General features: G+C 56.0%; 22 protein-coding genes. 3 read left to right on the top strand and 19 right to left on the bottom strand.

Annotated elements, in window-relative coordinates; genetic code table 11:
* Nucleotides 1-99: 99 nt before the first annotated feature.
* From IPM58_01745 to IPM58_01735, 3 genes are all read right to left on the bottom strand, one after another.
* Nucleotides 100-714, bottom strand: coding sequence for a protein phosphatase CheZ (locus tag IPM58_01745; GenBank protein ID MBK9305828.1), 615 nt, complete (start codon nucleotides 712-714; stop codon nucleotides 100-102).
* A 21-nt stretch (nucleotides 715-735) separates the two neighbouring features.
* Entirely contained in the window at nucleotides 736-1,116 is a 381-nt protein-coding gene (locus IPM58_01740) for a chemotaxis response regulator CheY (GenBank protein ID MBK9305827.1), read from the bottom strand.
* Nucleotides 1,117-1,437: 321 nt separating this feature from the next.
* Nucleotides 1,438-1,668 carry a helix-turn-helix domain-containing protein gene (locus IPM58_01735; GenBank protein MBK9305826.1) on the bottom strand — a complete coding sequence of 77 codons (231 nt, stop codon included), beginning with the start codon at nucleotides 1,666-1,668 and terminating at the stop codon, nucleotides 1,438-1,440.
* A 142-nt stretch (nucleotides 1,669-1,810) separates the two neighbouring features.
* Between IPM58_01735 and IPM58_01730 the strand changes: the two genes are divergently transcribed.
* On the top strand, nucleotides 1,811-2,746 hold the full coding sequence (locus IPM58_01730) for a P-loop NTPase (protein MBK9305825.1): 936 nt from the start codon (nucleotides 1,811-1,813) through the stop codon (nucleotides 2,744-2,746).
* A 24-nt stretch (nucleotides 2,747-2,770) separates the two neighbouring features.
* On the opposite strand, the gene IPM58_01725 is transcribed toward IPM58_01730, so the two are convergent.
* The 14 genes from IPM58_01725 to IPM58_01660 all read right to left on the bottom strand — a co-directional run bounded on the left by IPM58_01725 (nucleotide 2,771) and on the right by IPM58_01660 (nucleotide 21,175).
* A complete protein-coding gene (locus IPM58_01725; protein MBK9305824.1) occupies nucleotides 2,771-3,379 on the bottom strand; it encodes a PilZ domain-containing protein in 609 nt (202 codons plus the stop codon).
* Between the two features lie 19 nt (nucleotides 3,380-3,398).
* A complete protein-coding gene (locus tag IPM58_01720) occupies nucleotides 3,399-4,520 on the bottom strand; it encodes a GGDEF domain-containing protein (protein ID MBK9305823.1) in 1,122 nt (373 codons plus the stop codon).
* A gap of 18 nt (nucleotides 4,521-4,538) precedes the next feature.
* Nucleotides 4,539-4,865, bottom strand: coding sequence for a hypothetical protein (locus IPM58_01715; GenBank protein MBK9305822.1), 327 nt, complete (start codon nucleotides 4,863-4,865; stop codon nucleotides 4,539-4,541).
* A complete protein-coding gene (gene fliS, locus IPM58_01710; GenBank protein MBK9305821.1) occupies nucleotides 4,862-5,257 on the bottom strand; it encodes a flagellar export chaperone FliS in 396 nt (131 codons plus the stop codon). The genes IPM58_01715 and fliS overlap by 4 nt, the downstream gene beginning before the upstream one ends.
* Before the next feature lie 17 nt (nucleotides 5,258-5,274).
* Nucleotides 5,275-6,675: a flagellar filament capping protein FliD gene (fliD, locus tag IPM58_01705; protein ID MBK9305820.1), complete on the bottom strand. Its 1,401-nt coding sequence runs from the start codon at nucleotides 6,673-6,675 to the stop codon at nucleotides 5,275-5,277.
* A 21-nt stretch (nucleotides 6,676-6,696) separates the two neighbouring features.
* Entirely contained in the window at nucleotides 6,697-7,056 is a 360-nt protein-coding gene (locus tag IPM58_01700) for a flagellar protein FlaG (GenBank protein ID MBK9305819.1), read from the bottom strand.
* A 77-nt stretch (nucleotides 7,057-7,133) separates the two neighbouring features.
* On the bottom strand, nucleotides 7,134-7,961 hold the full coding sequence (locus IPM58_01695) for a flagellin FliC (GenBank protein ID MBK9305818.1): 828 nt from the start codon (nucleotides 7,959-7,961) through the stop codon (nucleotides 7,134-7,136).
* Nucleotides 7,962-8,135: 174 nt separating this feature from the next.
* A complete protein-coding gene (locus tag IPM58_01690; protein ID MBK9305817.1) occupies nucleotides 8,136-8,681 on the bottom strand; it encodes a hypothetical protein in 546 nt (181 codons plus the stop codon).
* Nucleotides 8,662-10,383, bottom strand: coding sequence for a glycosyltransferase family 9 protein (locus IPM58_01685; GenBank protein ID MBK9305816.1), 1,722 nt, complete (start codon nucleotides 10,381-10,383; stop codon nucleotides 8,662-8,664). Before IPM58_01685 ends, IPM58_01690 begins: the two co-directional genes overlap by 20 nt.
* A gap of 101 nt (nucleotides 10,384-10,484) precedes the next feature.
* Nucleotides 10,485-12,302, bottom strand: coding sequence for a glycosyltransferase (locus IPM58_01680; protein MBK9305815.1), 1,818 nt, complete (start codon nucleotides 12,300-12,302; stop codon nucleotides 10,485-10,487).
* Nucleotides 12,303-12,311: 9 nt separating this feature from the next.
* Complete coding sequence (locus IPM58_01675) at nucleotides 12,312-13,631, bottom strand: glycosyltransferase family 9 protein (GenBank protein ID MBK9305814.1); 1,320 nt, start codon at nucleotides 13,629-13,631, stop codon at nucleotides 12,312-12,314.
* 28 nt (nucleotides 13,632-13,659) lie between these two features.
* Nucleotides 13,660-18,096 carry a glycosyltransferase gene (locus IPM58_01670; protein MBK9305813.1) on the bottom strand — a complete coding sequence of 1,479 codons (4,437 nt, stop codon included), beginning with the start codon at nucleotides 18,094-18,096 and terminating at the stop codon, nucleotides 13,660-13,662.
* 35 nt (nucleotides 18,097-18,131) lie between these two features.
* Entirely contained in the window at nucleotides 18,132-20,018 is a 1,887-nt protein-coding gene (locus IPM58_01665) for a radical SAM protein (GenBank protein ID MBK9305812.1), read from the bottom strand.
* 431 nt (nucleotides 20,019-20,449) lie between these two features.
* Nucleotides 20,450-21,175 (bottom strand): flagellar brake protein, encoded by a 726-nt coding sequence (locus IPM58_01660; protein MBK9305811.1) that lies wholly within the window; start codon nucleotides 21,173-21,175, stop codon nucleotides 20,450-20,452.
* Nucleotides 21,176-21,419: 244 nt separating this feature from the next.
* Here IPM58_01660 and IPM58_01655 point away from each other — a divergent pair, with 244 nt between their 5' ends.
* Both IPM58_01655 and IPM58_01650 read left to right on the top strand, forming a co-directional pair.
* Nucleotides 21,420-22,670 carry a DUF3391 domain-containing protein gene (locus IPM58_01655; protein MBK9305810.1) on the top strand — a complete coding sequence of 417 codons (1,251 nt, stop codon included), beginning with the start codon at nucleotides 21,420-21,422 and terminating at the stop codon, nucleotides 22,668-22,670.
* Nucleotides 22,670-25,585 (top strand): response regulator, encoded by a 2,916-nt coding sequence (locus IPM58_01650; GenBank protein ID MBK9305809.1) that lies wholly within the window; start codon nucleotides 22,670-22,672, stop codon nucleotides 25,583-25,585. The genes IPM58_01655 and IPM58_01650 overlap by 1 nt, the downstream gene beginning before the upstream one ends.
* Nucleotides 25,586-25,622: 37 nt before the next feature.
* Here the strand turns inward: IPM58_01650 and IPM58_01645 are convergent, their stop codons facing one another.
* Together IPM58_01645 and csrA are read right to left on the bottom strand one after the other, a co-directional pair.
* Complete coding sequence (locus tag IPM58_01645) at nucleotides 25,623-26,105, bottom strand: flagellar assembly protein FliW (GenBank protein ID MBK9305808.1); 483 nt, start codon at nucleotides 26,103-26,105, stop codon at nucleotides 25,623-25,625.
* A gap of 10 nt (nucleotides 26,106-26,115) precedes the next feature.
* Nucleotides 26,116-26,361: a carbon storage regulator CsrA gene (gene csrA, locus IPM58_01640; GenBank protein ID MBK9305807.1), complete on the bottom strand. Its 246-nt coding sequence runs from the start codon at nucleotides 26,359-26,361 to the stop codon at nucleotides 26,116-26,118.
* Nucleotides 26,362-26,415 lie beyond the last annotated feature (54 nt).

Here is a 26,415-nt window from a genome sequence, read left to right as displayed (position 1 = left end):
TGGTTTCCGGCTGGAAGTTTCAGGTTTCAAGTTTTCCGACAACATGAAACTCGAAACCAGAAACATGAAACGGACACCGCGAAACTTGAAACCTGATCCCTATTTGAACCCGAATTGCGCCAGAATATCGTCGGCCACTTGCTGCTTCATGGCCGTCTTCTTGGATTCATCGAGTTGTTTCAGGAGGTGTCCCGCTGTTCCGTCCACACCCGTGGGCTCCCCGTTCTGTTGAATCCCGAAGATGACGACCAGTTCCACCAACTTGCTCTGCACGTCATCGAGTATGGTGACCAGCTTTTTGACTCGTTGCGCGACCAAGTCTTGAAAGGACAATGCGGTCATGATCTCCGTGAGGTGCTGCCCGTCCTCCACCATCACGGTCTTCACTTGCTCGAGGCGCTCTGTCAGTTTGAGGCAGTCCATAGCCTGTAAGGTCTCCACGACCGCCGACAGATCCTTCGCGATGCGATCCCGATTATCCTGAATGAGTTCGGTCAGACGCATGACTTCGAGAGTCCCCTCTTCAGTCATCTTATTCAGATCGCTGAGGTGACCAGACGCCGTCGGCAGCTGCGAGCTGCTGGATATGATCCCCGGGCTCGCCTCTGAAATCGCCTTCATCGCTCGCTCGACGAACCGTGCCAGCTCGCCCAGCTCTTCATAGAGTTTTTGCTCTCGCTGTTGCACGTTCCCTCCCGCGCTTCTGCTACCCATGATCGACTCACACACCATGGCCTACTTGAAAATCTTGCCGAGCTTTTCTTGCATCGTCTCTGCCGTAAAGGGCTTCACAATATAGTTGCTCACCCCGGCTTGGACGGCCTCAACCAGATTGCTCTGTTGCGCTTCAGCCGTGACCATCAACACTGGGATGGCTTTGAGTTTCTCGTCCGCCCTGATGGCACGAAGCATATCGATGCCCGTCATCACCGGCATGTTCCAATCAGAGACCACGAATCCGTACGTATCGCTCCGAAGTTTTTGCAGCGCCTCCTGTCCGTTCTCTGCTTCGTCACAATGAGGAAAGCCCAGCTGCTTCAGGATATTTTTGACGATTCTTCTCATCGTGGCCATGTCATCCACGACGAGAATTTTCATGTTGGGATCGGCCGGCATGATGCCTCCTTTTTCTCATTCACTGCCTCAACACAGAGACACACGGCTCGCGATTCCGTGGTGGTTGGGCGCCGTTGATTCACCCCAGCGCTTCATTCCATATCGGCACATCCATCGGATGACCTGAGCCTGAGCGAGTCGAGCGATGCTCGGTGTATCGGCCTGAGTACGCAACGATCAGCTTGTGTGGAAGAAGGTCGGTTCGAGAGATGGGCGTCCCGGCAAAATCATGCCGACGGCTCATGTTCTGAGTACCGTGCGGGTCGAAGGATGGAGGCATTCGCCAGGCTGTCGGTCAACGGGAGAACGACGCATACTCGTTCACGCCTTGCCTGATCGACTGTGCATCCACTCATGAATATCGCGGCGGAGAAAGCGCCAATGCTTGCCGATCTTCGAAGCCGGCAGTTCGCCGACCCTCGCGAGTTTATACACAGTGGATTTGGGCACCCGGAGGAATGTTGCGACTTCCATCACGGTCAAGATTTCTCCGTCCCGTGTGGACGCCCCATTCAACTCACTCCCCGTTGATGTAGATCCATCGTTATTCATGACACGTGAGGTATCGGCGGCGCGATTTCAAAACTTGAGTCGGTGCTATACTCAGGTATCGGCGGTGGCGTCTCCATCTGTGCCGCTGTTTCCGGAGTAAGACAAATCTCTTCAGGTTTTCCATTGGTGAGCCGATGAAGAGGTGGCACCCGACTCTAACCGGCAGCAACTGACCGCAATGGGACACACCATCTCTATCGCATCGGGGAAAGGTGGGGTTGGGAAAAGTGTCGTCGCAGCCAACCTCGCGCTGAACCTAGCGAGAAACGGCAAGCAAGTCGTGCTCGCGGATCTCGATATCGGAGGGGCAGACGCGCATGTGCTCTTCGGCCATCTCCATCCGACACACACTCTGACCGATTTTCTCACCCATCGAGTCGAACGGTTGGATGATGTCGCTCAATGCCTTCCCATTCATCGCGCCTTGCGGATTATTCCAGGAACCGGAGACACACTGGCTACGGCGAATATGCCCTATTCGCAGAAAAAACGACTCATCCGGAATTTTGAAGAAATCGATGCGGATGTGATCATTGTCGATATCGGAGCGGGTACCAGTTATCATGCACTCGATTTTTTTCTCATGGCCAACCATCATGTTGTCGTCGCGACCCCTGATCCGACCTCGGTCCTGGATCTCTACCGCTTTATCAAGCTGGCCGCCATTCGTCGTGTTCTCTCCATGTTTGTGATGCGCAATGTCATGGCGGAGGGACTTGCCAATCGAGATTACTGTAGCGTGGAGGAAGTTCTCGAGGTCGCAGGCAAGACCGACGAGTCAGGGCGAACGATCGCCGAATCGACCTTACGAGCTTTTCAGCCTGCCCTCGTCCTTAATCGCGTATCGGGACGTGCCCGCGTCAACGTGCCGCAGCTGAAAAAGTTACTCAAAGAATATGTCGGTGGTGACTTAACCCTACTGGGTGAGATTCCTGAAGATCCCGCGATGGAGCAAGCCGTACGCGCCTATACCCCGGTCATACACCATGCTCCGTCCTCTCCAGCTGCAACGGCCTTGACCCACATAGGGGAGACGCTGCTCCAGCTCCTGTCGACCCCTTCCACTCGGGCGGCCTAGCCAAGAAATTTCGTGAGAGTGCCTTTAGGTTGAGGCTTTTCGACGCGATCGCAGTCGTTCCGCCTGCGTTTGAAGAATGTGGCGGATCAGATGCTCCTGATCATCGGGCTTGAGATCGATAAATTCCGTCGCGATCATGAACTCCTGGCCCTGTGCCAACGGCTCCGATCGGATGACTCGGACGGTGGTCTGAATCGGAGTAAACGGAGGTAGAAACAGCTTGAGTATCAGCTGATCACCACTCATGAAGTCCCGTGAAGCCACAAATCCCACTCCTCCCCCACTCAAATTGACATCCGTCAGGCGAGCAATGTTGACAGTCTCTGGTCGGCTGGCGGCCAAGGCGTTCAAGATGACCTCAAGGAGATAATCCACCTTCATGATCCAGGGCAGCATCGGTGAGCCCATTACCGATTCACCTGAGCGAGCAAGTAGTTCCGCCGTGGGTTTCATCACCGCTTCAGAAATCGACTGAGCGCTCGGAGGTGCCACCGTTATGGGAAGCGCCCTCCCCGACTCGGTCACCATGTGATATTCCATCAATATGCGATCGTCGATTCGGATCCATTCGCGCCGTTCGTCCTGTGAGATCTCGACCGGCTGAACCGACGATGTTGTACCGAGTGACGTCATGGGGACCTTCCGTTTGGCGTCATGCCGCCAGACTGAGTGCACCGACACAGGCCAAAGCCGGCGGTTGCGGCGCATGGACGGCAACGCAGTTCTTTCCTTGAGCCTTCGCTTCCTTTAATGCAGACCCGGCAGCCGTCGCCCAATCCAAGCTCGTCGCGACGCCGAAATCTGGAACCGCCGCTAACCCCATGCTCGCCGTAATACGAACCTGCCCAAATTGACTGACAAACAGGTGCCGCTCGATCCGCTCTCGCAATCGCTCCGCAAGATGACAGGCCTGCCGTCTCTCCGTATGCGGGAGCACCACTCCAAATGTGTCGCCTCCGCATCGCCCCACGATATCAGTGTCGCGCACCATCTCGCGTATCACAACCGCTGCCGATCGGAGCACCTGATCTCCGGCTTCGTAGCCAAGGCGATCATTGACCGTTCTGAAGTAATCGAGTCCGATCACCAACAGACAGGCCGTGACTCCGTAGCGTTGCCCGACCCGCAATTCACGGGTCAAGGCATCATCGAATGCATGGCTATTCAGCATGTCGGTCAACGGGTCGCTACGATCGAGATCTCGTCGAAATCGACCCGATTCTGCATTTTGAAGAGACACCGCCAGGACCGTGCCAACGATGTGAAGAGCCTGTCTTTCCCACTCGCTGAACGACTCGGTGCCGTTTCGCTGAACAAAGAACAGACCCCTCTCTTCCTGTCCTAATGCCAAGGGTATCTCATGAGCGTTCGTCGGTGTTTCATCCGGCTCAAGGAACGTGCATGCTGAGCTTGGCACGAGCGAGAGATGTCCGGAGCGACCCGGCCGTCGAGGCTTTGCACGTTGAGGCGTATCGGACGCAACATGACCAAGCCGTCGAAGGAGGTAGCGACGGAGACGTGCCTCTGTTTCTCGGCTCTGATCAATCGACCAGAGCCGGACATGTGCACAACTTGATCGAGCGATTCCGATCGCATCCGTAGGGATCAGTTCATGCAACTGCCTTGTCAACGCCTTAACGATGTCGTGTTCGTCTTGGCAGGCAACCACCGCGGCAAGCAACTGATGGAGCGATTCCCATTGCTGATTGGTCGAAGGCAGCGTGTGATCGGGGGTTGGTTGTAAATTGACTGTCGGCAGCTCCTCGCTTGCCATTGGCCGTTCCTAGTTCGCTTAGGCTTCGATGGACATCGACTCGGGAGCTAACGCAGGCTCCCCTAGTCGTCGACGTAGCCTTTGTAATCGGCGTTTTGTCGCCGCGGCTTCCTCTAACAACGATGTCAGCAAGGCCTGTGTGGCCTGTACGTGGTCGAACACCTGGCGGTCCAACCGCAACAATTCTTCTCCCTGTTCAAGTGCGGGTCGCATCACTTCCAAGAGCGTTCCCCTGTTTCGATAGCATTGGATGACGACATCCCATTGCCCTGATTGAGCGGCATCAACGGCAATTGTGGTGAGTCGCTCGATCTCGAACGCATGGTCAGGGCTCAGAGCAGTCATCGGACTCCCGCCATGCGAGGCTGCTGCTGAGCAGCGATTTCACGCCATGCTTCACGCAACGTGATCAGGCAGCGGAGAGGCCCTTCCAGCTTGCGCTCATTGTTTCGAGCATTGGCTTCGACAAGTTCCGCCAGCATGTAGTCGTACAATCTCCGCAATAACCGTGCGATGTCTCCGCCTTGTTCCTGATCCAGCACACTGTTGAGCTCTCCAATGATGGCGATGGCTCGCCCAAGGTGTCGTGCCTTCTCCCGAACATTGTTCACCTGGATCTCCCGTCTCGCAATCTCAATCGACTGAATGGCACCGTCATAGAGCAACACGACCAACTGGACCCCGGAGGATGTCACGACTTGGGTCTGTTCATACTGACGCGCATACTGGGTGACCATAGCTGATGATCCTAGTGTTAAGATTGATTCGATGAAGACTGAGACTGCAGAAAGCTACTTTGCCCCTGGAGCTGTCGCAGGAGTCCGTCCAGTGCAGCGAACTGGCGCCTGAGTCGTTCTTCGTAGCGGCTCAAGGCGTCCTCTTGCCGGGTGATGTCGTTTCCAACTCGGGTAATCTCGCTGGTGACGCCGTTTTTACGAAGTGTGAGCGCCCCGCCGACGACATCATTCAACGCGTCTACAGCCGATACCAGAGATTGGGCAAGCCCGGTCGCCGTTCCCTGGTTGGCGAAGAGTGCCTTCACCGCACTATAGTTGGTGCTCAGGGCGGTGGTCAGCTGCCCATCGTCGACCGTCAGCGTTCCATCTCGCTCAGTCTTGAATCCGATTTGCCCGACACTGCTGTAGGTGGTGGCCCCGCTGACCGAGGATGACAGCGCTGTTCTGAGCTGAGACAATACCGTCCGGGCGGACGCCTCGTTGAAAAATACCCCTCCTTGCTTCGTTGTCACGTCGTAGGTGGTCCGTTCATTGATGAATTTGACCACTTCGTTGTACGCCGTTGCTAAGGCTGTCACGTTCGTCTTCACGGCATTGACGTCCTGAGACAGACTGACCTGGACCGTCTCCGCTCCCGTCGTCTTGGTGAGCGTCAGAGAGAGTCCTGGGATGGCATCAGTGATCGTGTTCGAACTACGCTCAATCGTCAACGGATTCAGCGACTGATCTCCAATTTGAATCTCGGCATTCTGAGCGGCAGACAACGTATCAATTCCGCCGGTTCCGCTCCCATTCAAGAGATCCAGATCCGTGCCGTCGGCAACGATGGTAATCGCATGGTCGCTTCCCGTGTTATTGGACGAAAGGGCCAAGCGGTACGACGGCACCGCTTCCGTCCCCGTATTGATCAACGAGGCGGTCACACCAGCTCCAAGATCGTTAATCTGATCCCGCAAGTCTGCCAGGGTGGCCGTTGATCCTAGATTCACGGTGTGGTCCTCTCCGGACCCTACCTTGAACGTAAATGTGGCAGATCCACCACTGACGATGTCGGCGGTCTCTGATGACACCGCCTTGGCCGCCTTACTCACGATCTGATGTGATTGTGCGAGTTGAACGACCCGGATGCTGTAGGTTCCCGCTGTTCCTGAAGAGGAGGCGGAGACGGAGAGGACCGTCGAATCCGTTACCGAGGCCGTCGTCTTGTCGAACGATGTCGAAAGCCGGAGCGCCTCGGCGGCGCTTTGGAACGCCGCCACTTTGGTGCTCACGGTGGTCAAATCCGTCAGCTTCGTATTAAGATCGGCTTTTTTCTTGGTCAGTCGATCAACCGGCAGTTGGGCAACCTTCACCAGTTGATCGACAACCTGACCAAAATCCAGCCCGTTTCCTAGGCCTCCGAAACTTATCGTCGGCATTTCACATCCTTGTGTGTCAGATCACACATGCTCTCCGAACAACGCCCCTTTCACTCCCGCGAGATTCTTGGCCAGATCAATCACTTCTTTGGGGGGAATCTGTCGAATCACCTCTCCGGAATCCCCGTTGAGAATTTTCACGATGACCCGCTCAAGATCGGGGTCGACTTCGATCTGCAACTGCGAACCCGATTGGTGAAACACTTCCTTCACTTTACTCACGGCTTGCTCAAGCGCTATCCGATCCGTGGAAGAGGCGAACGAGAAGTCAGCACCTTGCGCGTGCTCAGCCACAGGCTTCGTCTTGAGCTGAACAGCAGCTTGACTTCTGCTATTGGCAGCGGCCGGGAGATCCACCTTCGATGTTACATTGGTGATCATAACGTCCCCCTTTAGATCACTCCGTTCACCGGGCCCCTCTCCGGTTTAGGAGAGGGGCGGTGGACGGTGCGCTGCCGTTATCCTCTGAGTAGAGCCAGTGCCTGTTGCGGGAGCGTGTTGGCTTGTGCCAACGTCGCAATACCCGCTTGCACCAAAATCTGGTTCTTCGTGAACACAGATGTTTCGAGCGCAATATCGGCATCTCGGATCCGCGATTCTGCAGCCGTGAGATTCTCACTCGTGACCTGCAGATTCGCGATCGTCGCTTCGAACCGATTCTGAATTGATCCATATTCGGCTCGTGCACTCGCAATCGCGCTGATGGCATTGTCGATGTTTGACAGCGCGCTCGTGGCATTGGCTGAGGTTGACACGTTCACCGAGCTCAACCCTAACGAGGTCGTCGTAATATCGTTGAGCGCCAGGTCCAGCGTATTCCCCGTACCGCTACGGAACCCGATGGCGACGGAGAAGCTGATCGTGCTCCCACTGGTCAATGCCTGACCGTTAAATTCGGTCACTTGCGCAATCCGGTCGATTTCTGAGCGCAAAGCAACAAATTCTTGATCGATATAAGACCGTTCCGTAACCCCCACTGTTCCGCTGGCGGACTGTGACGACAACTCACGCAACCGGGCCAGCAATGAGCCGATCGTCGCGGCGGCACCGTCGGCGATCTGCGTCAGACTGATGCCGTCCGAGGCATTTCGCGTCGCCTGGTTGATACTACGAATCTGTGCGCGCAACGACTCGGACAAACCGAGACCGGCGGCATCGTCCGCAGCGCGGGTCACCCGCAGACCGGATGACAACCGTTCGACCGAACGGTTCAGACTCAGGGTGTTAATCGAGAGATTCCGCTGCGCTGCGATGGACGCGGGATTGTTGTTAACGATAAGAGCCATGGCTCTTCCTCCTTGAAACTAGAACACCATCCGTTGCTGTGCTTCCGACATCCGTGCAGAAGCCGTATTCCCTTACGCCTCTTCGTGGCGTGCTTGTCTTATCGGCCGATCCCGAGGGGACTTGAGCCTCCAGACCAACCACCAGAGAGCAGAGGCACTGCTCTGCAACGGTATTTAACGGATACCGTCGTTTTCGGAGGAAAGCCTCGGTAGAATTTCATACTCGAGCAGATCGGCCATACGAACCGTATCGCTGAGCTGTCGTGCGGCAAGCAGCTCCTCGATCCATTTGGCCTTGTCGCCGACCATCGAGTCAGCTTCGGGATCCGACGCCTGGTTTCCGGTCAATTCCAAAAGATCGGCCACCTTCCCCAACCACCGGTCTAGAGAGGGAAGTTCCTGTTTGCCCAGTCGAAGCTGACATGCCAGCGAGCTTCCTTCCTGAACGACGAGTTCTCGGTAGCGACGGATTGCACCACGGGCATCGTGGATGATCTCCTCTTGCGTACGTGACGTCGCGACAAGGTTCCCGAACTTGGCGGAAGATTCTTTTAGTAAGCCTGGCTCCAGATCACGGTCGGTCAGCCGGCGCCGATCGAGCATCATGGTCGTCACAATACGTGCTTTCGCATGAGCACGCTCACTCAACTCAGCAAAGACCTCCTCCAATGACGCGTCGGTCGGCGCCACCCATTGATCATTATCCAATTTGATCTGCATGAGATGTCTCCTTCTTCCCAGCGAGATTCACGCAACCTGCTGCGTTGAGCCCGTCTGGCGCATAGGTGGTCTGAGACCCGGGTAAGGGACAGGAGTCCGTTGCATTTGAACCGAAACATCGTCGTTGAATATCCACCACCCTCGTCAACAGCGTTCGATAGGCACCTGCATGGTGATGGGCTAGGCGGTCTAGTCCCTGGACGTTGTCATTCTGGAGTTGCCGCAGAAAGGCAGCGATCACCGGCGCCGTGGCCGAACTGCCTATGCCAATACGAACCAGCCGATCCTTTTCTTTCCCTTGCTGATGTTGGAGCTGTGTGACCTGCGCAATGTTGATGGTTTTCCGACCGGCCAGATGTGCGATTTCCTCGGCTTTCCGGCACGCAACCGTGAGAAGCGGAATCAAACGTTGAATGGATTCTCTTGCCTGTTGCTCGTCGGGTGGTGGCCCATCAGGAGCTGGGACCCTACTCCCGCCTCCGGTGTAGGTCTCATACCAATACCGGCGCCAGAAGCCGGCATACCAAGCCGTCCCAATGGATTCCGTTCCTGCGGTCAATCGGAACGTACCCAATCCATCCTCATCAACATCTGACCGATACAAGCGCACACCCGTCGTTCGTGATGGAGGCGGTACGCCCTTCAAGACATGGAGTAGTAGATCCGCCACGAGGTCCGGTGCAATCCGATCCTTGCAGGCATGATGGGCACACACCTGCTCAAACCCACAGGGAGCACAATCGAGTTCGGGCTGAATAACCCAGTGGCCCGTCCCGTAGGGACCCGTTTCCTGGAAATCCACATGACCCACTGAAAGATCGATCACCGAGGTTCCCACCGCCACGCCGATATGCATAGGGCCTGTATCGTTGGTCAACAGACTCCGGCACTCCGCCAAGAGGGCAGCAAGCTGGCTCAGAGTCGTACGGCCTGTGAGGTTCTTGACCGAATTCCGCCCCCCCGCCTCTCGATAGGCCTGTATGACCTGAGCGATGGTCTCTTCCTCATCGGAACCACCGATGAAGGCAAGACCGCCGTGCCATTGTTGACTGAGCTGGGCGAGCGACAGCCCGAACAGATGAGGACGCCAGGCCTTCATAACGTCACTGGCACCGGCTTGAACGGCCACCCACTGAGGCGATCCCGCCAGTGTTTGCCTGGCCCATGCACGATCCTGCTCCGGAATCATGATGTGTAATGGACTAAACGAACCGGGACCGCTGCCACCTAACGCGTAGACATCCACGAGATTAAATCGATTGAACCGGCGGAATTGGTGGAAATCACAAAAATAGGCCATCCATGGATTGTCGACCACCATCCCGCCGTCCCATGCGCTTCGCGCGCCGCGCATGTCCGCCGCGCCGATCGCGCCGGCCAAGAGGGCACTGGGCCGATTGAACGTGAGGTTGATGATACGATCGTAGCGCCGTTCGGCAAGCGGCCGCACCCAGGCATTCACCTCTTGGTAGAGTGAGACCACATCCTTCACCGCTGCACGGCTCTCGTCGATAAGCACGTGAAAATCGAACGGGATCACATCGCGCAAACCTGTCATCAAGGCCGCTACCGAGGCAAACCGCCGATCCACCACCAGATCCACCGACGCTCCCGGCCATTCTTCTTGAAGTCGGTTCAACAGAGCTCCCATTTGCACAAGATCGCCCATCCGGGTGATGTTTAAGATCAGAACTTGTTTCATGATTTGGGGTTTCAAGTTTCAGGTTTCAAGTTGGGTGAACCAGCCTTCCGATAGCATGAAACTTGAAACGCGCGATTTGAAACTGACGTCCATCGTGCGCGTCATACAAGATCTCTCGTTTCAGCCCGATAGCTGTCCAACATCAGCACCAGCAACTCCTCTCGGCTTAGTTCGCGACCAGGGGCCCGTGTCCGGATATCGGCGGCAAGATCCTTGAGCTCGACCCGTTGGCCGGGAGGAAATCGCCTCAGCAACGGTGAGAGTTCGGTTGCAGAATCCGTCCGACGCTGCAGCTCGGTCGCGGATCGCTCGCCACGCAAGACCGAACCAATTCTATCGGGCTGATGCAGGCCCACGGCAGCGAGGAGGTCCTGCATCCGGTGTCGGTATGTATGTTCACGCAACACGCGCCGCTGCGCCGCCGCTGCATAGGCTCTCCGGCCGGCCGAATCCTTGAGCCACGTCTGAATCAATGCGGGAACCTCGCCTGGGCTTCGAAAGCACACCAGCTCCTCAGACGTGAACAGCTCTGAAAGGAGAGTTCTTTCATCCAGCAGTTGAAAGGCCCCGCATGCGGCAAGTTCAAACGTCCGAGGGTTCACGAAATCCGGATGAGCATCCACTCCCATGCCGGAAGAGGAATGGAGATTCAGATTGATGGCTGTCGCATTGAACACCTTCATGCAGGTGTCGGTATCGATCCTGGCCCCGTTTCGTTGGAGGACGCTGGAAAGGGCGGCTGCACCGTCCCATTCATTCCCCCACAACTTGAATGACCATGCCTTGGAGAGCCACTGAGGCAAGAGACGGCGTCGATTGGCATACCCTGCGCCGACAAACGAGACGTCGGCTCCATACTCCTGTTGCTCATCAGCCGTCAGGGTGATGGAACGATGGACGACCGGATCCGCAGCCATGGGAAGGTAGTGCACCTGATCAGCACCAGCCCGCTTCAGGGCCTCGATGCATTCAGTCTGTTGAATCACGAACCAATAGTCGTACCCACCGGCAAGTTGCTGCCAGTATGTGAGATGCCGAAAGTTTTCCACGAACCACATGGCCGTCAGAAACTTCTTTTTCTGCAAGTGTTGGAGAACGGCCAGCGACAACGGAGCTTGGGCGATGGCCAGCACAAGGTCAGGAGGATCCTCGGCGATGGTGGCCATCGTGCTAAGACTCAGCACATCGGCAAAGCGGCTCTGTACGGTCAGTCGAGATCGATCCTCTCGATGGGCATCAAAGGCCTGATAGCTGGCATGATGGACGCCGTGGTCGATACAGGTGACCCGATGGCCCAACTCACCGAGTGCGCGGACGGCATAACGGGCGATCGGGAGTGAGCCACCATAAATCGGACCGACCACCGCCACATGCAGACGGCCTCCTGCTTGGACGGCAATGATCCGCCGCAAGTTGGCCTCGAGCCGCTGATGTGCCTCAGCATGGACTCGCGCCGCCGGTCCATAGGTAAAGAACCGGAGAGATGTGGCGTGTGATGCCAGTTGCTCTGCCATGTCCTGAGCCGTTCCCGTGATCCAGATAATCGTGTCGAGCCAGGGACCGAGCGGCCTCGCTCCCATCGCATCCTTCAGCACCGAGGGGTCAGGCACCACGACGGCTAGCGAGAAATGATCAGGATTCACCTGAGCTAAGGCCTCGATGTGATACAGCAATCCGACCCCGAGTACGACACCCAACTCTCCCCGCTTCCATTCACTCACTTGTTGGTCGGCCCAAGATCTTGCTTCTGTGCGAGGATCGTAGGCACTGTGGACCCATTGACCTTGGTACGTGGCAGAGGGAGCACCTTCACGCGAGGGTGTCAGGGTGAGGACACTCCCGGCGCTGTCCCGTACGGCCATAACGAGAGCCGGCCACCGAGAACGAAGCCTCTCCAAGTTCTGCTGTAAATGCTCCACGAAGTCCCCTCAGGAGACCGACAAGGGTTGCAGCTGCCGCCAAATCTGCGCCCGTTCACACGGCTCGATCGGCTCGTGCTCCGACTCGACATAATAGGCGCCCAGATTATCGCGGTAACTTCTCCACAGCGACCACTCCTCGACCGACGCGGCAGCGCCATCACCAAGCAGGGCTATCGTCTCAGCGATGGGCCATCGGCTCGGCTTGACTGCGGTCAGCCGATCCATCTCTCTCGCCTCCGCCTGCCATACCCAGTGATTCAGACCATAGGGCCCCGTTTCATGCACACGCGCCCTGGCAAAATACCACCCGATGACTCTGGTCCCGACCGCCGCTGCGAGATGAAGTGGACCGGTGTCCGTTCCGACCACAACGCGACAGCGAGCGAGAAGGCCCGCCAGCTGAACCAGCGAGAGCCTTCCTGTGGTGTCCCACACCCGACCCAGAAGCAACGGAGCGAGTGCCTCCTGAATACGTTGTGCCCGCTCGTGTTCGTGCTGATCCCCGATCAACACGATGCGACTGTCAGGACACAGCTCCAGACACTCGGCGATCAGGCGCTTCCAGACTCCAATCGGAACCAATCGCTCTTGATCTCCCGCCCCAACCAGCAGGCCGATCCAATCACCATTCGACTGCCCGATCGGCTCAAGGTCGGTGGGAAGGACCGTTGTTGGAACTTGTATGGGCATGATGTCATTCGTTGGGGAGAGGCCGCACATGCCACAAAACGCGTCCGCCAGGTGAACACGATGACTGCGTTTGGATGTCGCCACGCGTCTGATGTACTCCGCCCACGGGGACAGCTTGTGGCTCAGCGGCTTCCCGCTTACGGCTCCAACGGACTCCCGTGCGAGGAGTGCTCCGGCTATGAACGCTCGAGGATGTTGGTTCAACACAAACGCACGGTCATAGAGGTCTTTGCTGATGGCACGAATCCCGGCACCGGCTTCTGCAAGATGTTCGGGACGTACCTCCACCTCGGCACTGGCCGCTCGTCGATGCCATGCGGCTCCATCCCAGCTCACAACATGAGAAACTCCTGGTAGGAGTCGACCGAGTTCGGCCAACTGCGCCGGACACAAGAGATGAATCACCCAATCTGGGTGAGCTGTCCTCAGCGCGGTGATCGCAGGAACCGTTTGCACGAGATCCCCTAATCTGGCCAGTTGAATCACAAGGACGCGTCCCATGTCCCGTCCCTTATTCTGGCTTGCATTGACCACGGGGACAACCATCACCTCGTCACCGGTGACACCCAGCCTGCGTGCATCATGCGTGAAGCGAGCCTCATGAAGCGTATCTCGTTCCGAATCCTGACGTTTCACGACATACGCTTCACAGTATCTGGGCGCGTCACGCTTCACCATTCACAAACGACGAACTCGCCATGGCCAACGCCGCTTCTCTCCCTGTTATGGCTCGACCGAGTTCATCCAGTCCGTCATAGCTCGGCGCCATCCGTCGAAGAGCATCATGCTCCCGACGGGCTGCCTCGATCTGCTCCCCACGCAACAACACGCTGGCGAATGCAAATCGCGTGGCTACGTCTTCTGGATTTCTCTCGACATAGCTGCGCAGCTGTTCGCCCAGCTCTTGCCATCGGTTTTGTGCTGTCCCTGCTCGGAGCAACCAATGAATGGCTTCAGCGTCGTCAGGATATTCAGCCAATACTTGGAGAAATCGCTCCCACGCTCCTTGTGTGTAGGCTCGTCCCATCGCCGCCATCCCCATTCCCATCAAACATTTCTTCCTGTCTGCACCAGCACCCATGGCTGACTCAAACGCCTGTTCCGCTTGCTCGTACTGTTCGCGCTGCATGCCGAGGATCCCCTTTAACAACAGACCTTCGGCGTGATTGGGGCTCACACTCAACAACTTCTGTAGATGTCGGTCAGCGGCTCCAAGATCCTGTTGTTCTAGAAACGTACGGATGACTTGAAGCCGCATCGGTAGGTCATCCTGTAATTTAAGATACCGGTCCAGAAACTTTACCTGTAAGGTCGATTCATGCAGGCGCTCGCATATCATCCCTGCCCATAACAATACTGAGGAGTCAGCAGGCCAATCCTGATAAAGCGACAGCTCCCTCCGCACCTGTGCCCACTCCTGTCTTGTAGCAGCGGCCTGCGTCGCAGCAACGTGAGCCCACGCCGCTCGATCCCGAATATCGGTCATTAACTCAAGGTGACCGTTCAGATTGCCATCCTCTCCCGCCCCAATCAGCTTGTACCCATCAGCGTGGTAATGAATATCCTCCTCCGTTAGCCACCAACAATCCTTCCACCGTTCATACAAGCGTCGCCAATTTTCACTATCGTAGGCTTTGCGCCCAGGTGTCTGACTCTCAAGATGGTAGAGAACGCTTCGCGGTTGATAGACTACCCGATATCCGCGCTGACGTGATTTCAGACAGAGATCGACGTCTTCGAAGCCGTTGCGGAAGCCTTCGTCGAAGCCTCCCACTTCGTCAAAAATCCCTCGGCGAATCAGGAGACATGCTGCCGTGACAGCTTGGAGCTCCCTTCGATGATTGACCGCAGGATGGTCGGCTGAAAACCGTTGGTAGAGGTGATACGGGTTGAGGTGTCCTCTCGCAAGGACCACTCCCGCATGCTGGATCGTGCCATCAGCATAGAGGAGCTTACTGCCGACTACGCCGATGGATACATCGTCCTCTGCTTCCGCGACCAGGGCATTCAGCCAACCAGGCTGTGGAATCGTATCGTTGTTCAAGAAGACAAGATAGTGCCCACGCGCGGACCGTGCCCCTTGGTTGCAGGCTTTGGCAAAGCCAAAGTTCTCGTCATTGAGAATAACCTGAACATCCCCGCCCAATGTTTGCAAGAATTCCTGAGTGCCGTCGGTCGATCCGTTATCCACGACGATCACCTCATATTCCGGCTGGTCTTGGATCTTCGACAAAGCCGTCAAGCATTCCATTGTGAGATCGAGCCGGTTCCACACCGGTATAATGATAGAACACACATAGGATTTCGCAGGAGCTTTGGCATACAATTTTTGCAGATTCTGAGCCTGTGCTTCACGAACCCCGGCAATTTGTTCTGCGTGGGGCGCATATTTTCGGTAAATGATGTCGATCGTGCGCCGATATGTCTCGCTAGTCCCGCTCGTCATGGAGGTGCCATCGCTCCGCCAGGTAAACTCGGCCGTAGTCACGGGTAGGTGCTTAAATGGAAATCGCGTCGCCATCCTAATCCAAAGATCCCAGTCCTCGTGCGCAAACAGCGACTCGTCGAAGAATCCCACCTGGTCCAAGCACTGCCTCGCATGCATGACACTCAACACAGGGAAGTAGTTGCCCACCAGAAGGTCGGCCGGACTGAAGTCGTACGAATACGGAAGATCACGCTCGGTCTCGATATACTCGCCATCGATTTGTTGCTCATGAACGCGCCAGGCGTCAGTGTACGCCACCCGGCATTCGCCACGCTCCAGAAAACTGACAAGAGTCTCAAGGTGATGTGGAAGGTAGCGGTCATCATCATCGAGATAGGCGATATAGGATCCCTTCGCCATACGCAGCCCGCTATTTCGGGCTGCGGCCAGCCCACGGTTCCTATCATGGCTGATGCTTGTAATGCGGTGGCGATCGGCACAGGCGGCAATAACAAACCCCACCTCGCAACCCCCGTCATTGACAACGATGACCTCGAAGTCCTGAAATGTTTGACGAGCTAGGCTCTCGAGGGCCGTTCTAAGACGGTCTGGACGATTGTACGTCGGGACGATGACTGACACCTTCGGTGGGCGCGTAAAGGGAATAGGGACAGGCGCAGAAGTCCTCTGGCAGACCCACACTTGGTAGATAGGGAGCAGGTTCATGGAACGCACGTCAGCGGGCGTTGGAGCCGGGATGAACCGGAGATTTGGCACTTCGACATAGACGCGCTCACGCCCCAGTTCCATAAATCCCTGCGACGCAAACAGGGCACACAACTGATCTTCCGTAACCCAGTCTTCCACCGGTTGATTCGGAGGTGCGATTGTACTCCATCGTTCCCACATCTCACCTCGTGGCGTCGTGAGAATGAGATGGCCATCAGGCTTGAGAAGCTGGGACAGCTGCGCCAGAAACTTTTCCTTTTGTTCGTGCGGGACATGCTCGATTACCTCTGAAGTCAGCACGACATCATAGGGTGCAAAGTCAGGCCGACTCAGCACACTCTCGGCCATCCCCGCTTCAATCCGCAGATGGGGAAACAGCTTGCGTGCCCATTCGACAACCCCAGCGACCGGCTCAATGCCCTCACATGTCCCGTATGCTGTAGCAAGATTGGTGAGCCACCCGCGACCACACCCGACATCCAACATTCGTAGTCGCTTGTTTGGCTCCTGCTGCCGTACGCGGCGCAAGATGTGCTCCAAGAACGCCGCCATCTTGCTCCATCGGGCGGCTTCATCAGCATTCGGCTCAGGCGTGGACCAGACCGGTGCTTTAACAAACAAGTTGATGTAAAAATCGTCGCTGTTCATCGAGTCCTCATACTTGGGTTCAATAGTAGGTGCCTCTTTGCGTTGCACATTCGGCTCAACAGTCGGTTGAGTCGGCGATGGCAGGTGTGTCTGTGATCTAGTCCATGGGCTTGCTTCAACTACAGATGGACGACCTATGGATAATGGTCGTTCTCCAAAGGCAGGGGGAACGCCATAGTCCGGTTCTTTTCCAGACTCAATCCATTCAAGCACTTGCTGCATACGCCGCTCTGCTGTGTGATAAGCGAGAAGTTTGCGTCGTCCGCGAGAACCAATCGAATCGGCACGTTTCGAATCGGATAGGACGTACTCGATCCGCCCCGCAAGACTCTCCGGCGAATGAGCCGAGAACAGAACGATTTCCTGGTTATCCTGAAAGAGAGCTTTCGTTCGGGGACGATTGGGAATCTCCCAGGAGATCACGGGACGACCCGCGGCCATGGCTTCCACGACGCGTCCTGCATAGGATTGAAACAAGCTAGGAAGATTGACGATGGCACTCCAAGTCTTCAGGCTGGCCAACCAGTTGACGAAGATAGCCTCGCGCAAGCGGCGCCAAAGCTCCACATACTCCGTGAGTGCAGCCTGGTTAGGCTGCCACCCTGACTGGAACCGCTCAGCCATCTGCTGATGCAATGCATTGAAGAGCTGGGGAAACTCGGTCGCCGCTTCTGCGGACGGTGGATGGATCAGCAAGTCCTTTAACCCGGGCATCGCCAACCACGCCTTCCGCTCTCCATAGAGTTCTCCATAAAACGCTACCTCACGGCGCGACGGATGCACGATGGTCTCTGTTATGAATCGCGACGGCACTGCTGATGGCCAAAATAACGCCTGAACCAGGCCTGATTGATTGATTACGTCCGCATCGCGCTCATCCGCTGCTAGCACATGCGTCATATGCCGAATCTGACCTTTGACGAAAGCGGCTCGATCTCGCAAGTGTGGCCAGCGGCGACAGTCTTCTTCGCTGTACTCCAAGGACTCCATGATCAGGCCGACCCGCACCGGCGCCAACTCATCAACCCATTCAAGAAACGCTTCCGAGTATCGATTGTGAACCAGCCATACCCAGACCTGGTCAAAGCGTTGGCCAGCCAACAGTTGTTTCGCATGATGAAGCCAGGACAACGGCGAACTATCGGGAACATCTGAAAGTGCCGGAAGCGTCACACAGTCACACCCATCGGCCCGGAGGCCATCCTCAACCGCAAAGTTACCAAGATAGGACCAGGCTTTTGCCTGTGCCCACGTGCCAAATTCTAATTGCACTAATAAAATCTTTGGATGACCCACTCGATCCTCTTGCCCTATTCCAAGCTCCCTCTGCATCACGCTGCCAGCTTGTGCCGCAGGTTACCGACTAATCGATCAAACTCGACCAGGGCTGGATGGAATTGGAATTGTCCTCGATGAGCATCATAGTACGCCACAGCTGCATGGTAGGAGTTTTGTTCACACATGGTGACCATGCGATCCAAGAACGCTCGCACTTCCTCAGAAGCATTGTGGAATTGAGGAAGCTCATCACCGCTACTTGCTACACCCGTAGGCTGACCAATAGGTCGTGCCTCGTCGTGTGGATCCGTTTCAATCGGTAGCAGCAGCCCTTTGTCCTTTGCAACGGGCACATTGAGACGGATGCGCTTGCAGCAATGTTCGCAACCCGTAATGATCTGCAGTCCGTGCGTGGGCACTCGATCGGGTTCCGTCAATTCGATATATGAGAAGTTTTTATTGCAGTGCGGGCATTCGGCAAACAGCTCCCAAAATTGTCGGCCGCTATTCACCGTCATGCGATTCTGCAGAGCGCACCGGATGATACGCGTGACATCCACGGTCTTACAGAGCGGCAGACTATCGAACGCCACAATGGCCCGCAAATACCCAATCCATTGAGCATCGGGCATTTGTGTCATGTTGAACACTTTCTGATCGATCGTTTGGTAGAACACCAACTTGTCTGGCATCAGACCCATGTCCTGAGAGACGCCGTACAAGGCACTGCCAGGATACGGTTGGATGCCGCTCATAAAACAATGAATGTCCGAGCAATGGTCTCGGTAAAACGTCAAGGTTTCAGAAATGGTCTCCGGCGTTTCGGCCGGGTCGCCGAAGATGAAGTTGCCTCCGAATCCAATTTGTGCCTGATCCGCCATCGCGATGGCTTCTGCATACTGCTCAGGCTGCGTGCCCTTCTTCATACTCTTCAGCACCCGCTTGCTGGCACTTTCAAGACCATAACTGAAGTATGAACAGCCAGCCTCCTTGGCCAATATGAGGCTTTCAAGATTGAGCCTGGCATTCGCGTGCGTTTGAAACATCCAATTAAAATCCCATCCGTATCGTCTACGATACTCAATCAGAGATTGGCAAAATTCATCCAGCTTCTGCTTATTCACGGCAAATAGTTCATCAAGAAGAATGAGGATGTTGAACTGATACCGGTCATAGAGTTGTTTGATCTCCTCCATGACATTTTCCGTGGTACGCGCTCGGTACTTCGCTCGTCCCCCATGGCTGTGCAGACAGAATGTGCAGGCGAATGGACATTCCCGCGCCGTTACTATAGGCATAATCCGAGGGTTCTTGCGGTAAAAGCGATACAGAGGACGTGCAGCCATCGAAGCTTCCAGCATTCCCTCAATGTCAAACATGGAATAGTCAGGGAAAGGCTGCTCGTTTAAATCTCGTCCGAATTTGAGATTTTTTTCTGTAAACGTTAACCGTCCGTCCTTCTGATAGCAGAGATTCGGGATGGCTTCGAGAGCGCCGCGCCCTTCGAGGGCATCCGCCAGCATCACGACAGTGTCATCGGCTTCTCCTGCCAGTGAATAGTTGGGTTTGAGGGTTGCATGAATGAACTCCTGATCATAGGTGATGACCGAGCCCCCCATGATGACTGGCACGGATGGCACATAATGGCGAATAATATGCAATGCGTCATGGAGGAACCGAAAATCGGTACAGAGGCCACCGAGGCCAATTAGGTCCGGCTTGGTATCTGCAATCGCCCGTGCGATCTTGTCGTGAATCATGTCGAGCGCCGAAGGATACCCCGGCGCGTTGTTGGGGTTGCATCCGAACACTTGGTGGCCAGCAGCCTTCAAGCTCGCCGCGATATAGGCAAATCCACTTGCAAAGTCGCATGGTGCCAAAAACGACGGATACTGGGTCGTATAGCGGTATGTGGGTGGTATCAATAACACCTTCATCATGCACCTCCTGCCGCCGGGAGAATATGGAGCAGCAGCGTTTCAATAAGAACCGGCACAGACTCAATACCTGTGAACGCGGCCAACACGCGTCAGTGGAGGTGTTGAGCAACCAGGTCCCAGATGTGGCTCTCGGGCTCGTAACCGCACGCCTGCACAGCCTGGGTTGAGGCTTGGATCGCTTATGTTGCATTGAAAAGCCAGCTCCCGTGGCACCGACACCTCCTTATCAGCAAGCGACACGGTGGAACTGATAGGCATACCGGCACTCCTCCCAGTTTCCACCTAACAAGTTGTGTGCCAGGATGAGCGGGGAAAATCAGTGGGGATTTTGGTAAAAAGCGAGAGATCCTGAGAGGAGTACCATATCTACCGGCAAGATTTGCCAGGCCTTGTGGAAGAATCAGCCGGTGTCGAGGCGAAGACGAGTTCGACTACGGGTTGAGGAATGAGGCGCTGACTTTTTGGAAGACGCACTGTTCAATGGCGTTGCGGACGGAACCGCCCCACCCTCGATATTCGATGTACTCCAGCTCGTTGAAGCAAAATTCAATCCCGATCATCTCGCTGCCATAGCGCCGGTCGGAGTTCTTTACGATTCCGGTGAGGTTCGTAATGTGTCCCAATCCAGGCAGCTCGAACTCCAAGCGGACTCTACTGCCGGGGCCGAGCCAGCCAGGTCGCGTGACCAACGCGACACTACACCCTCCCTCGCTGAGATCTTTCAGCAAACCACCACAATAATCACTGGTCGGCAATGCGGATTCGGATGGATGTCCTTGATCGGTTCGCATGAGTAAGATCGGCTCATTCGATGGTACCCGCACATGCTTACGCATGTGCATTTCTTCAACGGTTTTCGGATAGGCCAGGAAGAGCAACGGCACCGGTGCATTGAGGACATCTCGTATTTCGCTGCGATATCCGACCAATTTACCCTCGTGCAGGTAGCTGACCGTGCACGATGTGCCGCCACTGATGGGTTGGTCGTGGCCGAGCTGCAACGGCCATTCACAGATAAGCCAGGCATGGTCCTTCCAGCCCAACAGCGTCGATCCGTACATGATCTTCTGCTGATCCAGCGTCAGGGATAGTTTCAGCGGCAGCCCGACCGATAGAAACGAGGCTGCGGGAGGAACTGACACGATCATTTCATTCATGCCCATGACTCCTGAGGTCTGTCAGCCGACACGAACCATCGCTGATGAACCTTATCGGCCACTCATTGCCTTGTCTTGAGGCCAAACGGACGGTATCCATCGCACACGCCCTCACCAACACCGAACGCGGCAGGGCTCGACCGCAATTATCAAGTTCAACACGGAGTTCGCCGATATGACACACAGATCGGTCTTCCGTCGGCATGTCCGACCTGCAATTCTTCTGACCTGGAGCATAGTCGTTATGGCGACCAAGCGTATTGCGATCGAGCAACTCGTTCCCGGCATGTTTGTCGTTGACATGGATGTTCCGTGGTATCGGACCCCATTCCTCTTCCATAAGCGAATGGTTAACGACGTACAGACCATTGCGCTCATGAAACAACATGGGATTCGGATGGTGACAATCGATACCAGCAAGGGCGCTGATCTTCCTTCACCAACGACTCCGTCCTCCATGAACGATCAACCACCAGGTCCCGATGCCCTTTCTCCGCAGGAATCACACGTGGCGCAGACCGCTGAGCCCATGCCCGGTGGTCAGCCCGCTGTGGTGATTTATGCACAGGCCCAAGAAGCGGTTGAGCGGATCTTTGATGACCTCGAGCGTGGAGTGCCTCCTACTCCTGAAGCCACAAAAGCCATCGTGTCGAACGTGTTGGAGCACGTTCTCAATGATCGGGTGGCCATCGCCACGCAGGTAGCCATCCAGAAAATCAAACAATTCGATCGGTCCTTAACAGGTCACGCATTGGATACCTGCGTCCTCTCTCTCATCGTCGCCATTGAAAGTGGCCTGGATCAATCAGACCAGGAATTGGTCGGAATGGGGGCGCTGCTCCACGACGCAGGCTATGTCCGTCTCCCGCGTAATCTGGTTCGTAAACGGGATGAATGTTCCGGCCAAGATAAGACCCTGCTTGAACAGCATTGCAAGCTTGGCGTGACCCTTCTTTCCGAACACCCTGGAATGCACGAAGATGTTCTTCGCATCGTGAGGGAACATCATGAACGCGCTGACGGAACCGGTTTCCCTAGCGGTCTCAACAACGAGACGATCTCCCCTCTTGCCCAGATTGTCGGCATCGTTGATTTTTACGACAGCATGGTGAGTCGACGGGGAACACGCCCTGCGATGATCCCGCATGATGCCGTTCGGCAACTCTTTCTCGCCGGTGAGCGGAGCCAGTTCGGGAAAACCTTAGTGGAGACCATGATTCGAAGCATCGGGGTGTACCCAGTTGGAAGCTTGCTCAAACTTAACACCGGCGAACAGGCGATTGTGGTCGGAGTCAATCCTCAGCATCGACTGAAGCCTCTGGTCAAAGTCACGACCGATCCGCAAGGCGGCTCCTATGCCACCCCGATTGAGATCGATCTCGCAGCACCGTCGTCCGACCATACCGTACGAACCGTCCTGCGTGTACTCGACCCCATCAATGAGCGCGTCAATGTCGGCATACATCTGGACGCGAGTGTGCCACGAGCCGCGTAATGAACACACCTGACCGGAAACGAAGACGATCCCGTCGTCACAAGGTCGCCACTCTATCGGCTGTTCCCATTGCGGTGGAGCTTCTTGACGGGCTTCCGTTTGCCACCCTTATTCTCGATCCCGCTCTCACTGTTCAAGGGATGAATCGAGAAGGGATCAGATTACTCGGAGCTGGATCCACCTCCGGTCTGGGATTGTCGTTCCCAACGCTCTGGGCAAAGCTCACTCGGTCCCGTGAAACTCGCCTCTGCGCTCAATTGCAGCACACTTTGAACACAGGCCTTCCTATTTCCGCGACACATCAGCAGCTCCTGAGAAGCAGCACGGTGAGCACTCCTATAGAATGGACCTGCGTCCGCACCACACTCAATGACACGAGGGTCCTGCTCATCACCATTCGAGACCTGTCGCATGAGGTGGAGTTAGAACAAGACCGTGATCGCTTAGCGGCCATCGCCGAAGACAGCCCTTCACCCCTGGTCGAACTGGATCACCATTCCAGCCTCTTGTATGCAAATCCCGCGATGATCGCGCTCCTCTCTCGATTCGGCTACGGCCTTGATGGATTTCCAAACGTCGCACCACACCGCCTGCAAGACATCGTCAGACAATGTCTCAAGACCGGTCGCGCGCTCCATAACGAGGAAATCCTCCTTCCGGACGCGAGCTTTTCATGGACCTTCTGCCCGCTTCCTCAACATGGGGTGGTTCGTGGCTATGCTACGGATATGACGAACGTCCGCAAGACTCAAGAGGCGCTCAAAGTCTCTGCCGACCAACTGCTTCAGAGCAATCACCGTCTCGACAAGGCACTGGAGGAAGCAAAGGAGTCCGCACGGGTCAAGACGGCGTTCCTGGCAACGGTCAGCCACGAATTACGAACGCCGATGAACGGCGTGATCGGCATGACAAGTCTGCTCATGGAAACCACATTGACGCCGGAGCAGCAGTCTTACGCCGAAACCATACGCCAATGCGGCGACGCGTTGCTGCAGTTGATCAACGACGTCCTGGAATGCAGCAAAATTGAGGCCGGCAAGCTGGAGCTGGAGTGTCTCGACTTCAACCTGCGCACAACGGTCGAGCAGGTGCTCGCGCAGTTTGCTGAACGCGCTGAAACGAAAGGACTAGAGCTGACCGGGCTCGTCCACGCCGCGGTCCCGACCGGACTCAAAGGTGATCCCGGACGATTGCGTCAGGTCCTGACCAATCTCGTGGCGAATGCGGTGAAATTTACCGACAGAGGAGAAGTGACCCTACAGGCCTATCTCGAAGAAGAGCTCCCCGAGTCGACCGTCATTCGGTTTGAAGTCACCGACAGCGGTATCGGCATCAGCCCGAATACTCAAGCCAAACTCTTTCGTCCATTCGTACAGGCGGATAGTTCAACAACGAGAAAGTTCGGCGGCACCGGGCTTGGCCTTTCGATTTCGAAGCAACTTGTCGAACTGATGGGAGGGATGATCGGTGTGCGCAGCACGGAAGGGCGCGGAAGTACCTTCTGGTGTACGGCACGCCTACTCAAGCAAGCCGACTCCCCACGTGCGATTCTTCCGATGGGAGATCTTACCGGAAAGCGTATCCTGATCGTCGATGATAACGAATCGAACCGTCTCATTCTTCATCACTTGGTCTCCGGCTGGGGCATGGCGGACGACCTTGCAGAGGACGCCGATTCGGCCTTGCGTCGCATTTCAGAGGCCACGCAACGTGGTACACCCTACGATCTCGCCATCTTGGATTTCGTCATGCCAGGGAAGGATGGGCTCCAGCTTGCCCGAGAAATCCAGGACCATCCGGGAGGCGCCGGGATTCGCCTTGTCGTGATGACTTCGCTGCTCCAACGAGGCCACGCAGAAGAGGCCCGTCGGGCTGGCGCCATGGGTTACCTACCGAAACCCGTTCGTCATGATGAGTTACGAGACTGTTTACGAACCGTTCTCGGCCTCGCGGAAACCCAAAAGCCGAAAGAGCCTCGGACGCTCTCAACGGTCCCCCAACTCGTTACCAGACATACGGTCGCAGAAAACATCCAGCACCCACGCGTGCTCGTGGTAGAAGACAATATCATCAATCAGAAACTCGCCGTTCGCATGGTTGAGAAGCTAGGATATCAACCTGACGTCGTCGACAACGGACAGGAAGCGTTGACTGCGTTGAAGAAGGGTGACTACACCGCCATCTTGATGGATTGTCAGATGCCCATCATGGACGGCTTTGAAACGACGAAGAACATCCGAGAGGGTGAGGCGTGCGGATATGTTTCGGATTCCAGGTTTCAGGTTTCAGGTTCGAACCACGAGGGTTCAGATCGGCAACCTGAAACATACAACCCGAAACTTGAGACTCGCCCCCACATCCCCATCATCGCGGTGACCGCCAATGCCATGCAGGGAGATCGGGAGCGTTGTTTGGCCGCCGGGATGGACGATTATCTTTCAAAGCCGATCAAATTGGACGAACTTCGTGCGGCTCTGGCACGGTGGGCCACCTTACCGCCTGATCGGACTATTTCCGAGACGGACCCACCAACTCCGACGGGCCCGACACAAGGCGTCTTTGATCCCGCCAGGATGTACCAAAATATCGGTAGCGACAACGACTTGTTCGCTCAGCTCATCTGCCTGTTTCTCGATCGTCATCAGGTGATGCTGGCCGAAATTAGAACAGCACTGGCTGATGCCGATTCATCCGCAGTTGAACGAGCGGCGCATACCTTCAAAGGAACCGCCGGCAATTTATGTGCGTCTGAAGTCGGACTCACGGCCAGTCGTCTGGAAGCCGTCGGTCGGCTCAACGCGCTTCACGATGCGCCGCCCGTTTATGCACAACTCGAGCTCGAAGTCGCACGACTTGTCCGCGTGTTGGAATCCTACCGACGAGGCTATCAGCCTATCCGTGAGGCGGCTGCCTAAGCCAGTGTGTGCCCAACATCATCGCACTGGAGACGACTCACGTCGGACATTCTGTGGCGGGTTGCACATCCGTGGACGCTCCCCGTGAGGGAGGCGCGGATGGGAACAGCGGATGTCGAGTGGGGAAGTCCTCCGAAAGCACTAATTGTTTCCCAAGCTTGCTCGTATGGCTCATGAGGAGTGGCCCACGAAGATTGGCAGTGATTCGGCCTGGATCATCTGAGGGAATGGTCAAAATCACGACCAAGGTGAGATCCTCGCGCTCCCCTCCTTTGATCTCCATCAGAGCATCGGCAGAAACTTCAACGTGGTAATCAGGATGGAACGTGGCGGGATCCATCAGGACAAAGGCAAGATCAGGCTCTTCAATTGATTGAAGCCACTTGAAGGGCGCCTCAGTATCATGATCAAGGATGACGTACCGTTGCTGCTCGGGGAACCCAAGGAGCCCGGAAGGAAACGTGACGACGCTTTCGTCGGGAACCTCAAAGGACCCAAAGCGAGTCGATGTGCAGTTCACGGACATAGCCTCACGAGACCACACGCCGTTTCACAGGAGCCAAGCTACGCAACGCATCGAGCGGCACAGTCTGTGTTTTAGCGGCCAACCGGTTCTCTTCTTGGATTCTCGTATAGACCTCTTCCCGATGTACGGCGACAGCCGGTGGGGCTTCGATTCCGAGACGAACCTGCCCGCTCTTCATCCCCAGCACGACCACACGGATATCGGGACCGATTGTGACACTCTCTCCACGTCGACGAGTCAGTACTAGCATGACAGCCTTCCATGGCGACACAAGGTGGCATGGAATTATCGGCTCTCCACGGTA

This window comes from Nitrospira sp. (genome assembly GCA_016715825.1).
Classification (GTDB): Bacteria; Nitrospirota; Nitrospiria; order Nitrospirales; family Nitrospiraceae; genus Nitrospira_D.
Note: the sequence above shows the minus strand (reverse complement) of the source record. Positions and strands in the feature narration are given on the sequence as shown.

Excerpts from the sequence above, each read along its gene's own strand:
- IPM58_01660 (MBK9305811.1), bottom strand. The coding sequence starts at position 21,175 with ATGAATGAAATGATCGTGTCAGTTCCTCCCGCAGCCTCGTTTCTATCG.
- IPM58_01685 (MBK9305816.1), bottom strand. The coding sequence starts at position 10,383 with ATGAAACAAGTTCTGATCTTAAACATCACCCGGATGGGCGATCTTGTG.
- IPM58_01695 (MBK9305818.1), bottom strand. The coding sequence starts at position 7,961 with ATGGCTCTTATCGTTAACAACAATCCCGCGTCCATCGCAGCGCAGCGG.
- IPM58_01725 (MBK9305824.1), bottom strand. The coding sequence starts at position 3,379 with ATGACGTCACTCGGTACAACATCGTCGGTTCAGCCGGTCGAGATCTCA.
- IPM58_01655 (MBK9305810.1), top strand. The coding sequence starts at position 21,420 with ATGGCGACCAAGCGTATTGCGATCGAGCAACTCGTTCCCGGCATGTTT.
- IPM58_01720 (MBK9305823.1), bottom strand. The coding sequence starts at position 4,520 with ATGGCAAGCGAGGAGCTGCCGACAGTCAATTTACAACCAACCCCCGAT.
- IPM58_01745 (MBK9305828.1), bottom strand. The coding sequence starts at position 714 with ATGGGTAGCAGAAGCGCGGGAGGGAACGTGCAACAGCGAGAGCAAAAA.
- IPM58_01665 (MBK9305812.1), bottom strand. The coding sequence starts at position 20,018 with ATGATGAAGGTGTTATTGATACCACCCACATACCGCTATACGACCCAG.
- IPM58_01650 (MBK9305809.1), top strand. The coding sequence starts at position 22,670 with ATGAACACACCTGACCGGAAACGAAGACGATCCCGTCGTCACAAGGTC.
- IPM58_01735 (MBK9305826.1), bottom strand. The coding sequence starts at position 1,668 with ATGAATAACGATGGATCTACATCAACGGGGAGTGAGTTGAATGGGGCG.
- fliD (MBK9305820.1), bottom strand. The coding sequence starts at position 6,675 with ATGCCGACGATAAGTTTCGGAGGCCTAGGAAACGGGCTGGATTTTGGT.
- IPM58_01690 (MBK9305817.1), bottom strand. The coding sequence starts at position 8,681 with ATGCAGATCAAATTGGATAATGATCAATGGGTGGCGCCGACCGACGCG.
- fliS (MBK9305821.1), bottom strand. The coding sequence starts at position 5,257 with ATGGTCACCCAGTATGCGCGTCAGTATGAACAGACCCAAGTCGTGACA.
- IPM58_01715 (MBK9305822.1), bottom strand. The coding sequence starts at position 4,865 with ATGACTGCTCTGAGCCCTGACCATGCGTTCGAGATCGAGCGACTCACC.
- IPM58_01700 (MBK9305819.1), bottom strand. The coding sequence starts at position 7,056 with ATGATCACCAATGTAACATCGAAGGTGGATCTCCCGGCCGCTGCCAAT.
- csrA (MBK9305807.1), bottom strand. The coding sequence starts at position 26,361 with ATGCTAGTACTGACTCGTCGACGTGGAGAGAGTGTCACAATCGGTCCC.
- IPM58_01740 (MBK9305827.1), bottom strand. The coding sequence starts at position 1,116 with ATGCCGGCCGATCCCAACATGAAAATTCTCGTCGTGGATGACATGGCC.